The organism is Flavisolibacter tropicus (assembly GCF_001644645.1).
In the GTDB taxonomy this organism is placed as follows: Bacteria; Bacteroidota; Bacteroidia; order Chitinophagales; family Chitinophagaceae; genus Flavisolibacter; species Flavisolibacter tropicus.
Genome location: NZ_CP011390.1, coordinates 4,984,435 through 4,996,740, shown reverse-complemented (window position 1 = coordinate 4,996,740; position 12,306 = coordinate 4,984,435). Strand labels below are relative to the sequence as shown.

At 44.4% G+C, this 12,306-nt stretch carries 9 protein-coding genes; all 9 read right to left on the bottom strand.

Annotation, left to right across the window (positions count from 1 at the left end):
* The 9 genes from SY85_RS21395 to SY85_RS21355 all read right to left on the bottom strand — a co-directional run bounded on the left by SY85_RS21395 (position 1) and on the right by SY85_RS21355 (position 12,306).
* Complete coding sequence (locus tag SY85_RS21395) at positions 1-1,506, bottom strand: FGGY-family carbohydrate kinase (protein WP_226998933.1); 1,506 nt, start codon at positions 1,504-1,506, stop codon at positions 1-3.
* On the bottom strand, positions 1,460-2,911 hold the full coding sequence (locus SY85_RS21390; protein WP_066407488.1) for an FGGY-family carbohydrate kinase: 1,452 nt from the start codon (positions 2,909-2,911) through the stop codon (positions 1,460-1,462). The genes SY85_RS21395 and SY85_RS21390 overlap by 47 nt, the downstream gene beginning before the upstream one ends.
* The gene (locus SY85_RS21385) at positions 2,908-3,927 is read right to left on the bottom strand and encodes a 2-hydroxyacid dehydrogenase (RefSeq protein WP_066407486.1); all 1,020 of its coding nucleotides are present in this window, start codon (positions 3,925-3,927) and stop codon (positions 2,908-2,910) included. The genes SY85_RS21390 and SY85_RS21385 overlap by 4 nt, the downstream gene beginning before the upstream one ends.
* 95 nt (positions 3,928-4,022) lie before the next feature.
* Positions 4,023-5,300 (bottom strand): MFS transporter, encoded by a 1,278-nt coding sequence (locus SY85_RS21380; RefSeq protein WP_099459403.1) that lies wholly within the window; start codon positions 5,298-5,300, stop codon positions 4,023-4,025.
* Positions 5,301-5,456: 156 nt separating this feature from the next.
* On the bottom strand, positions 5,457-6,566 hold the full coding sequence (locus SY85_RS21375) for a metallophosphoesterase (RefSeq protein WP_082886642.1): 1,110 nt from the start codon (positions 6,564-6,566) through the stop codon (positions 5,457-5,459).
* Positions 6,567-6,576: 10 nt separating this feature from the next.
* A complete protein-coding gene (locus SY85_RS21370) occupies positions 6,577-7,515 on the bottom strand; it encodes an endonuclease/exonuclease/phosphatase family protein (RefSeq protein WP_226998932.1) in 939 nt (312 codons plus the stop codon).
* 71 nt (positions 7,516-7,586) lie between these two features.
* The gene (locus SY85_RS21365) at positions 7,587-8,993 is read right to left on the bottom strand and encodes an FAD-dependent oxidoreductase (RefSeq protein ID WP_066407480.1); all 1,407 of its coding nucleotides are present in this window, start codon (positions 8,991-8,993) and stop codon (positions 7,587-7,589) included.
* A 27-nt stretch (positions 8,994-9,020) separates the two neighbouring features.
* Complete coding sequence (locus SY85_RS21360; protein ID WP_066407477.1) at positions 9,021-10,319, bottom strand: MFS transporter; 1,299 nt, start codon at positions 10,317-10,319, stop codon at positions 9,021-9,023.
* A 217-nt stretch (positions 10,320-10,536) separates the two neighbouring features.
* Entirely contained in the window at positions 10,537-12,306 is a 1,770-nt protein-coding gene (locus SY85_RS21355; RefSeq protein ID WP_066407476.1) for a RagB/SusD family nutrient uptake outer membrane protein, read from the bottom strand.

Here is a 12,306-nt window from a genome sequence, read left to right as displayed (position 1 = left end):
CTACTCGGGTATATAACCCTTTAGTTTTAGGGTATTAATAAATTGGGTATAGGTTTGATCATACTGGTCTACTAAATCCTTGTCGGGTGTTTCAATCTTTTGCACCTGCACCATATTACCGGCAGCTTCCGACAAAGAGGTGTAATAGGTTTTTGATGCAGCTAGTATAGCGGCGCCTGCAGCGCCTGAAACACTCTGCATTTTGTATACAGGGACGCCGAGAACATTACTTCGGATGGTCAGCCATGCATCGCTGTTACTGGCCCCTCCAGCTGTATACACTTGGTGAATGGTTTCACCAGAGAGCATCTGTATTCTTTCATAGGCATAGCGTTCGATATAGGCTACGCCTTCCATATAGGCGGTAAACAATTCTGCCTCTGATAACTCCTCAGGAGCAAACCCCTGGGCATCAGGTGCCACAAAAGGAAAACGTTCACCTTGCTGCAGCAAGGGCCAAGCTAGTAGTCCTGTTGGTATTAATTTCGCAGCTGCTGCATTTATTTCATTCAGGTCGGACTGCCCAAATAAACGGCTTACCCAATCGGCACCTGTATTGCTGGCCCCACCCGGCATCCAGTATCCTTCCGGGTGCCGATGGCAATAAAGTACACCTGTTGGGTCTTTTACTTCCTTGGCAGTAACACCTTTAATAACTAATGTAGTACCGATCGTTGTATTCCAATCCCCCGGCTTTACTGCTCCTGAGGCTACTTGTGAGGCACAGCCATCAGTCACTCCTGCCGTAATGATAATCTTGTCAGACAAGCCCAGTTGCTCAGCGAGTTCGGATTTTAGGCAACCAACCGAAACACCGGTAGGCACCACCTCCTGCAACCATTCTGGTTTTATAGGCAAGGCTTTTGTAATGAAATCTGGCCATTGGAGTTGCACAATATCATAACCCGATTTGAGTGCATTTGTATAATCGGTTACTTTAAAATTGCCGCTTAACTGACCTGTGATATAGTCGGCTGCGTGAATGAACATTCCCAGCTGGCTTGCTTTCTCCGGAAAGTTATTTACAAACCAAACCATTTTTGACAGCCCACAGGAAGCATTAAATGCAGTAAAGCCCATTGATCCAGAGGTACTGGCAGCTGCTTTGCAAAGCCTGGCCTCCTGCACAGATCGCGGATCACTATACATAATAGCTGCATGCAAAGGCCGATTGCTTTTATCTAAGGGGATAATAGTGCCGGAAGTAGACGTAACGGCTATTGCCCTGACGTGAGACAAATCAATAACCGGCTTTAGTTCATAACACAAAGCACGAAGAGAAGTAAGGCAGGAAGACCACCATAATTCAGGCGACTGTTCTTCTCTTGATTGGTTATTTAAAGGAAAGCTCTCCTCCTTTGAACCAACCATGATGCCGTTTTGATTTACTAATACGACCCTGGCGCCTTGTGTTCCAATATCGACTCCAATAAAATAGGATGGTTGCATTCTTTTCTTGTCAACTAGTTTGGCTGAAAAAGTTTCTTGTTCGTTTCCAATCTGCATAAAGTTCTTTGAACTGCTCCTGGTCTTGTGGTAAAATAGTTTCCACGGAATCATTCAGCTGGGTGCTGCTGATTTTCAAGGCTTCATTACACAACAGGGCACCCCCTACTGCTGAAGATTGCTGAAAACCTTTGCGCACTTTCACAGCCTTACCAATGATGTTGGCCAGTAATTGCCTTAAACTCCGGCTTTGCATTCCACCACCGCAAGCCCATATATAGTCCAGGTGATGTGGTGAAACCTCATTCAATACCTGGTAGTTTTCTGCTATAGAGAAGGCGATATCCAATAAGGTAGCCCTTACAAAACAACTACGGGTCAATTCATGTGAAACAGGTGCCGGGAAAATAAACCCACCTTTTATAACAGGTGCTTTTTCTGTAGCAACCAATGAGCCTAACGATGCCGTACAACTAATATGGCCATTAGCCGCCAGCTCCTTTTCAATGACATCATAACTTTCATTGGGATAAAAAACCTCTTTTAACCGCTGGTAGTTCAACCCAGTTACTCCTGCATTTGCTTCAAACACAAAGCGGCCCGGTTCAATATCGCGGCTAGTCCAGGTTCTTTCTTCACTATCGGTCACGTAAGTATCTACCAACTTAACAATGGGTGTAGTGGTACCTGAAACAATAACCACATCTTCCACAGAAGGCTTTGTACTTTTAATAGCCAGCTGTGTATCACCACCACCTTTTACTATTATGGCTGAAGTGGAAATACGCCATTCTTCAGCCACTGTTTTTAAGATATCGCCGGTTATGCTGCCAGATGCCTGCAAGGGCCGGAAGAGCGAAGCATCCATATTGAACAATGACTGCAAGTCTGAACTCCAAGTATTAGCAGCCACATCAAACAGCAATGTTTCTGATGCCTGTGAATGTTCATAGGTAGCTTTCTGAGTAAACATGTATTCTACCCAATCACTAATACTTAGAAAGAAGGAAAGCTGACTCCATATAGTATCTCTCCGCTCCCGTATACCTACCAGCTTTAACGCAGAAAACAATGAGGTAGGGAACCGTCCTGTGAGCTGGTATACGCGACTTTTATCAGCGATCCTACTTTCCCATTCACGCCCCCGGTGATCTATATTAGGCAGGCCAATCAATGAATCACCTTGCTGACCAATCAATACAATACCTTCTCGCTGGCTGGTAGCCGTAACCGCTTTAATGGTTACAGAGCCGGCCTGCTGCAACGCTTCATGGCCTAAGCGTACTAATTGTTGCCATAGCTGGTCCGGTTCAAAGTAAATAGAGTCGGGATATAACTGATCCCGCTTATACTGAATGTCTGCCCTGGCCTCGCCGATGATCGTTCCGTCTTGTTTTACAATAACAACTCTAACATTCCCGGTGCCTATATCTACTACCAGGTAAGCTACTTGTGTTTGTGTCATTTTGATTCGAATTCAATAGGTGTAGATAAAATGTCTTTGTTGGCCAACCGGTTAACTGTTTTATTTCCATTAGCGAACCAATCGATCAATACCTCGTTCAATATGGTTACATGATGGTCTTCCACTTCAAAAGTGGCTCCTGCAATATGCGGCGTGGCCAATACATTGGGTAAATCTATGATCTTATAATCCAATTCATCCGGTGGCTCATTATCAAACACATCCAATATAGCTCCTTTGATCTTATCTTCCTTCAGGGTATTGTAAAGATCATTACGGTTAACCACTACAGCGCGTGCCGTATTGATAAAGATGGCATCATTCTTCATCTTGTCAAACAGGCTTTTATCGATCATTCCTTTTGTAGCTTCCGTTACGGGCAAATGCACCGATACTATATCACTAGAACTGAATACTTCTTCCAGCGACAAGCTTTTATAGTTAGGAAATGTAGATGGATTTACATAAGGATCAAAGTATTGGATATGACAAGGATAGTTTTCTACCAGGCGGGCTATCAATTGCCCAATAGCACCAAACCCTATCATGCCTATCGTTTTACCAGCCAATTCATTGCCCTTAAACTCCAAGTACGATGTATGAGCGCCATTGTCCCATTTACGGGCCAATAGCCAATCATGGGCCTGCAACGTACGCCGCATAAAAACAATGACATTTGAAATGAACATTTCAGCAACAGCTTGTGCATTGCGGGCTGGTGTATAAAATACAGGAATCCCATGCCTGGTAGCTGCTTGCAGATCCACATTGGAAGGGGTACCGCGACAAACACCAATAAACTGCAGGTGAGCATTGGCGTTAATCACTTCTGCCGTTACATGATCATGCTCTGTGATCAAGGCTTCGGCTTCTGTTTCATATAATAATACTTTTAGTTCCTCTTCATTATAGGCTCTATCGTTTACTTTCCATGGCCTATAGATCACTTCACCAAAACTCTCCTTCAACGCTAGAAGTCCTTTTTCGTTATAGGGTGCTGTTACTAGTATTTTCATGTATTAAGTGTTTAGATCGTATTATCTATATTCAGTGTTTTTCTTTTTGTATTCTTATAGGTACTATTGGTATCGGTTATTTTGAGATTCAACATTTACCCGTTTTCTACAGCGGTTACTAATTGAGGCTTCACCTGTGGCACTGCTACTTCCTTCTTAGATGGTAAAGTGATAAATTGGGTAAGCACAGCGCTTACTAAATACAGGCCGGCCAATATCCAGATCACACCCTCTGCGCCTACTGGACCAATAAACAACCCTACGACAACAGGGCCTGCAAATACGGCCAGTCCTGCCCCAAGGTTAAGTATAGCCATAGCAGCACCTTTGTCTTTTGTGACCAATGAAGGCACTAATGCAGAAAGCGGTACATAACCAGCCAGGCAAGCTCCCCACAGAATTCCCGCTGTCATTACAGTCCAATAATTACCAGGAGCATATTGCGGTATATAGAAGAGCAATAAAGTGGTAAGCGCGCATCCTACACCACCAAACCATTGAACCGTCTTCTGCCAACCTAGCCGGTCTCCTACAAAACCAAAGACCAGGTTGAATAAAATATTGCTTGTAAAAATGGTTCCCCAGATATACAACCACTCCGTTGTAGAGAATCCATGAGCATCCATATAGGTAGGCAGGAAAACAGGAAAGGCAAATTGCGCCGTGGTGTTGATGACGCGAACAATTCCACCCAACAATACTTTGGGCTCTTGCTTAACAATGGTCAAGCCTTTTAACAGCTCGCCAAGATGATTTTGCGAGGATGTTCTTTTTTCAAATCTTGCCTTGTTAAGTACTAGTGCAAAAAGGGCCCCTATTACCACCCAAAGGACAGCGCTCCATAATGCATTAATTTGACCTAATTCACGAATGGCCCAACTTGAGTAAAAGGCGCCCAGTACATTTAACCCACCGGTAAATACAAACCAGAACCAACCTACTGCCCTACCCAACTGGCTCTTAGGCGTTGCATAAGAGATCCAAACCAGGAAGGAATAGGCAAATAAAGGATATCCAAAACCACGCAAGGCATAGGATCCTAACATTACCGGCACGTTTAACTCTTGTATGCCTAAACCAATAAAAACAGCCGTTCCAAGTAAGTATAACAATAAACCTATGGTCATTGTTTTTTTAGGGCCAAACGACTCCGCCAACACACCGGAGAACCAGGAAGAAACCGCTATCGTTATTCCATAGACGGAGAAAAGTGTAGCCGTCTGCTGTACACTCATACCTCGTTCAATCAGGTAAGGACTTAACCATCCTACTTCCATGCCATCGCCCATCATGAATATTAATATACCCAGGTAACCATACAAGAGTGATGGAGCGATGCCGGCTCTATTTGCTAGGGTGTTGTTGGTCATCATATATAGTAATAGTTTTTTAAAATGTTGTTTATGAAGTTGACAGCACAGACCACACCTCCACATGATTCAGCCTGTTTTAAAACATTTGTCTCAGCAGGCCTTACATTAAAACCATTTCTCAAATCAGTATGCGCTTATTGGTAGCATTGAATTCTATTAATCAAACTTGATGGTGAGTTCATTCCTGGCGTCCTTTTTCCAGGCAAACTTTTGTGTTGTAGGTGATATGCCGAATAAAGGGGAAAATGTTTTCACTTTTACTGTTTTCCCATCAGGGAAAAATTCCAATATTCTTAACCAGCCATCCCCTCCATTACCCTCCAAGTGACCGCCACCCATTGATTGCGCATCAAAGAGAACCTGGTGAACGGGTTTTCCAGCTTTATTGATATCACTTCTGTAGCCTTCACCAGAAATATGACCGCATAGCACTAACTCAATATTGGAAGAAGGCTGCACCAGCTTTTCCCAAACTCCTTTCCCATTAGTGGCGTCTGGAAGTTTAATTCGCGGAGATTTCTGAATCTGATTGTTAATGTTATACGGTTGCCAATACAGCCAGGTGATTTCGCCATTGGTATGAACATCCTTTGTATTCAGGTATTCATGCGTAGATAGGATGACCCGGTGATTTTTATATTGTTCCAGTGCTGCCACTTTTTTTGCCCATGTTAAAACGGTATCTCTTGGGGCATTCTCCACCGTCATAAACAGGTAGTCCTTCCCGTTTAATCCCTTAATTTCATAAGCTGCGTTTTCCAGCGTTGGTTTGCCTTGTTCATTCCTTGAATTTTGAACCAGTATTTTCTGGTTCAAATGGTTCCGATCGATAGTGAAGAATTCACTATAATGAGAGGTACGGTTGCCCTCTCTATCTATGCTGTAGTCATGGTTGCCGGTTGCAGCAATATAGGGCACCTTGCCATCCAATTTGGCAAAAGCTTTTGACACGGCCTGCCACTGGCTTAGCGTTGTTTGATCACCGTCATAATCATTGGTGATCTTTTCATCGTTGTTTACCAGGTCGCCTACCCCCATCACCATCTTAATATTTAATGAATCGATATTGTCAACGATCCACGCTGTCATCAGATCCATTAAGGGCTGGTTCCTTCCCCATTTCGCATAATTCTGAAGGTCAGGCACCATGATCAACGACCAGGAACCTTTTTGCTCCAGTACAGGTTTTTGGTATTTCTCCTGGGAATAAGAAAGATTCGCTGCTATTAAAAACAAGAGTACACTACTAATAAACCGCTTTGTCATCAGGAACATTTTATTCAATAACTAAATCTGCACGCATAAAGTAGTGGTCACTGGGATATTTGCCATTAACAGCATCCTTTATAATTACAGCATCTACCGGCTTTACGCCTCCCCGGTACCAGACAAAATCAATTCGTCCTTTAGAAGCACCTTTTTCATAATTAGCACCCTGGAATTCGTGGGTAGTATACCCGGCTTCTACTTCTCCATATACTGTTTCGTAGCTCTCTTTCCAGCCATCACCGCGTACGGACTCAAATACCTTACTTTGAAATCTTGTATTAAAATCGCCTGTAAGTATCTGTGGAAAATCAGGTTGGTATTGAGCGCTTTCTACTACTACCATCTTTGTCTGTTCAACCTTTGCCTTTTCTGAAACATGATCCAGGTGCAGGTTTACCACACGAAATTCTTTCTGAGACTTCTTTTCTTTCAGGCGCACCCAATTGGCATGCCTGGCCCTGGCCGTATCCCACGACATACTACCGGCCACCAACGGTGTCTCAGACAGCCAGTACGTACCTGCTGCTATCAGCTCGTATCGCCGGGTATCATAGAGTATGGGATTCTTTGCAATGCCGTGGTAACCCTCTGGATGGGCATCCATTTCTGGTCCATCAAATCCAATAAGCTGATAGGCGGGAAATGCTTTTTTAAAATCAGCAGCCTGCACCTTCAACACTTCTTGCAGACAGAGAATATCCGGTTTATACTTTTTGATCACGTCGATGCATATATCTTTTCGTTGCGGCCATCCCAGTCCTTTGGCTTCATCTTCAGGAAGGGCCACGCGAATGTTGCATGTGAGCACTCTGTGCCGGGATGCATCAGCCGTTTCTGAATAATGATCTCCGGCAAGAGAGAACTTGGGCAGTAGCGGCAACAAGGCAGCAGCACCAAGACCTTTAACGAATTTTCTTCTGGACGAACCTTCCATTTTATTTTTCATCAAGTCAGATGTTTTAGAGTTCGGAGAAACATTGGCCTTGTGAACCGCCTGTATTTCCCTTAAACGAATGATTAACCAAGTGTTACTGCTTCTTCCTGCCCAATACGCAGGTAAGCTCCTTTACTTTGTAGCTCCTGCTGCAACTTTTGAACATTTATATCGGCCGGCTGCACTTGTTCACGCACCGCCATCTTTGCAGCACGTCCGGCAGCCTCGCCCATAGCCATACAAGGCGCCATTACCCGAATCGCTGACATGGCTTCATGCGTAGTAGATATACATCTACCGGCCACAATCAGGTTCTTTACTTTTTGGGGAATCAGGGAACGGTAAGGAATATCATAACAGTCGCCACACCATACCAGTGTACAGCCGCCTCCTTGCGGATGGTGAATATCTAAAGGATAACTGGCTACAGCTACGGCATCATCGAAATGTTTACAGCTTAAGATATCTTCCTGGGTCATCGTGTATTGGCCTACAATGCGACGCGTTTCACGAATACCTAAGAAGGGAGCCGTTTTTACGAAATAGGCATTTTCAAAACCCGGGACATAGTTGATCAGGTATTTTTGAATTTCTTCAATTTGGCGTCTTCCCTCTATCTCCCCAAAGGATAAACTGCCCGGATCGGTTCCATTAACACCATTAACACGTGTCATGTTTATCCATACTTCCCCTTTGCGCAAGCCTGTAATTATAATGGTTCTTTCTACGGGAAGCTTGTAACCCTCTTCCTGGGCTTGTTGCATCAGTTTCCGCAAGCCTACCACAATAAACTGGTTGTTCTGGCCAAAGTATTCAGCTGGTATAAAATCAGTGAGGTAGGTCCTTGGTTCTTCGGCTATGCTCAAACGTAATTGCTCTGTATCTACACCACCCAGGCAGAACATCAGCGTTGGAGGCTGTACACCGCCCTGCTCATTACCATACTCGCAGGGTACGCCAGCTTTAAAGGCTACATCCGCATCGCCGCTACAATCAATGATCACCTTTGCCAGTATAACTTCCCTACCCGCCTTGCTTTCAATTATGATCCCCTTCAGCTCATCGCCTTCCATTACCACACCGGCACAGAAAGAATAAAACAATACCTCTACACCGCTCTCCACCAATGCTTCAAGCGCCACTGTCTTTACGGCTTCTGGCTCCACTAACGTAAGACTCATATGCAACGGGCAAGGTCTGTGCTCACTGGCTGCATCCACTTGCTTTAGACGATCTATCAACTTTTGGGGCAACCCTTTAATGATCTGGTTCCCTTTTTGACCCAGGAAACCAAGTATAGGCAAGCCAATGGTCATATTACCTCCAACAAAGCTGCGGCTTTCAATCAGGGCTACTTTCAAACCATCTTCTGCAGCAGCCTGAGCAGCAATAATTCCAGCAGGGCCACCACCTACAACCAATACATCCACTTCGTTACGAACGGCCAATGTTTTGGATGGCTCGCTAATATATTTTGTTTGATTTTCCATTGAGTCTATTTTATGATTTGGTGTTTATTATTGAGTAATTACTTCCAGCGGTTGGTCCATAACCGACACTTCTGTATTTGATTTAGATGGCTTTTCGGGCCGCACCATAGTCCATAGAACCACAATAGCTATTGGATGCATAAAGGCCATAGCGATAAATATTTTTTCAGCACCCAGGGTGCCAATGAACTGTCCAACAAAATAGTTAAACAGAACTGCACCTACGGCACCAAATCCACCGGCTATACCTAGTACACTAGCTACATTTTTTACAGGGAAAGCTTCTGCTACCACTACACTAACTGTAAACAACCAACTAAGGCAGGCTACTGCCACCAGGCTAAAAACAACCAGTGTAGAAGCTGCATTGGGAAGGTAGGGTGTCAGTACACATAAGGGAGCTAATACACCGATAAGTGACAACATGATCTTACGCGCCTTTAGGGGTTGCTGCCCTCTGCGCACCATGGAGTCAGACCAGGCAGAAGTACCAATGGCACCCAGGTCTGCCACCAAAAAAGGTATCCAACCAAACATACCTACCTGCGCCAGGGTAAGCCCTGACTTCTCCTGCAAGTAACCGGGCAACCAGAATAAACAGAAGTACCAAACCGGGTCGCTTACAAAGCGGATCAGTAAAATACCCCATAGGCTTTTTGTTCTCCACAACTGTCCCCACTTAAAGGCTTCCTGCGAAGAAGTAGCGGTTGAACCAATTGCTTCGGCTGCTATATGTGGCGGTGGATCCTGGTAGATCACCTTCCATAAAATAGCGATGAGTAAACCTACAGCCCCTAATACAATGAATGCGGTGTGCCAGCTAAATGTCAATGCCAGCCAGGCTACGGCAGGTGGCGCCAGGATAGCGCCAATAGAACTACCGGCCACGCACAAACTATTTGCTGTTGCACGCATTTTTCCTGAAAACCAAATGGTCACTACTTTCAGTTGCGCAGGGAAATTGGTAGGCTCCGCCATGCCCAACATAGACCTGAAGAAGCCAAATTGTCCTACCGTTCGGGAAAGTCCGCCACCAATACAGGCCAATGACCAAGCAATGATCCCATAGAACATGACCAACCGGGAGCCGAATCGATCTACCAGCCAACCTGATACGGGATACATTACTGCATAACAGATCGTGAAGAGGTTTATAATAACCGCATAACCTTCATCATTCAAATTGAACTCTGTTTTAAGGATAGGCTTCAGAATGGATACTATCTGCCTGTCCATATAATTGAAGATGATAGCGATGAAAATAACGGCTATTATAAACCACCTTCTCCGCTCCGGCGTTAAAAATCCTTTGTTCGGTTTTCTCATTCCTTTCCTCCAGTTTTATCTCAGGGGTTGTTCCTGAATCCCAACAGCTCACGGGATAGAGCCTGTTAAAATTTTATTATATAGAGGAATGCCACGGTTATCAGCTGCCTTTACAGGCATTAACAACCCGTGGCAACCGTGGCATTCCTGAATCCCAACAGCACGGGATAATGACAAGACTTGTTTTCTATAAGCTTATTTTGCGTGATAGCAACTACTAGTAACCGTTATTCTGCACTAGCTTATTGTTCGCATCCATTTCTGATTTGGGAACCGGCCATCTTTCATCTTTACCTACCTTATAAACTACGTCCTGGGTAGTGAAATATTTCTTAGCTTCTGTTTGATTATAAATAGGCGTATAGCTATCATCAAACCCTGTCAGCACTTGCTTTGTCCAGGCCTTTGCATCACGGTTCAAGTATAAAAAGCCATTCATTACAGTGTTTGCAATTCCCCAACGGCGCAGATCATACCATCTTAAGCCATCATTGGCCAATTCTACTTTGCGCTCATAGCGTAACGCTTTCCGTAATTGCGCTTGTGTCAAACCAGCAGGCAAATCAGGCATTTGCGCGCGGCGGCGTATACGGTTGATCGCATCATATACAGTATTGTCAATACTATTGGCTTCAATCTTTGCCTCGGCATAGATCAATAACAATTCTGCAAAACGGAAGATACCAACATCTAAATCGGATACCCCGCTCACTGAAGTGGAGGCAAAATCAGCAAGATCTACGTGCTTACGCCACAGATAACCGCTAAACGAACGGAAAGCATTTGTAGCATCCGCATTCGCTACTGAAGAAGGGGTACCACTTTGTCCATTGATAACAGGCCAGTAATTCTTCACAGTTGAAAAACTTGTTTGCGGTTCAAACTGGTAGCCTAAATAGCGGGCGTGCGGACGTACGCAGTACATGTCCAAACGTGGATCTCGGTTTTCAAACGGTTTCGATGCGTCGTATAATGGAGACTCTGTAATAGGCAATCCGTCTTTTGCCTGGAACGTATTGATAAGATCCTGTGTGGGTCCCCAGTAACAAACCCCTTTCCCCAATCTTGATCCCGAATAGTATTGTTGGTTATGCGTATTGCCAGGTACAGCCTTATTGTATTCTGCAATCCAGATCCATTCTTTACTGGTTGCAAACCCCTGATGTCCAAAAATATTTGATACATCAGGCTCACCAACGGTGTGATCTTTTCCAACAAAATTGATCGTACTGTTGAATGGTGTTAGATCATGTTGGGAGCCAGCCAAGCTAATGGCTTTATTGGCTGCATCAGCGGCTACCTGGTATTGCTTTGCATACAGCGCTACCCTTGCCTTAAGCATATAGGCCGCTACACGCGATGCTCTGACACGGCCAAATTGTGCCTGTGATACCGGGAGGTTATCCGCAACAGCTGTTAAGTCATCAATCAAAAATTGTTCGATCTCTTGCTTTGGACTTCTTGGAACATTGGCATTACTTAAATCAACAGAAGACTTCAGCAAAGGGACATCGCCATACAACTCGATGAGTTGTGAATAGCAGTAAGCACGGATAAAACGTAATTCAGCATCCAGTTGCTTATATGCCGGATCGGCCATCGCACCTTTTATTCGTTCAAGGTTATCCAAAACGGAGTGACAACGGGCTATGCTCCGGTAGTGCACTTCCCAGGGTTTAACAGCCAATGCATTATCCGTTGTAAGGGCACTCGTAATAGGTGACGTGTAATTGGTACCGGGTCTGGCATAACCGATATCGGTAATATTATCCATTACATGCCAGATGGGGGTGCTTGAAGCATCTAATACGCTTAAAGATTGGTAAGCGCCATACAATCCCATTTCTGCCTCTTTCGCATTAGCGGGGAATGTACCTGTTGACGGACCATTCAGCGAGGAACGATCTATTTTACTGCAAGAAGATAAGACCAATGTTAAGCCTAACGCTAGTGGAGCTATTTTATATATCTTATTAAATCGTTTCAT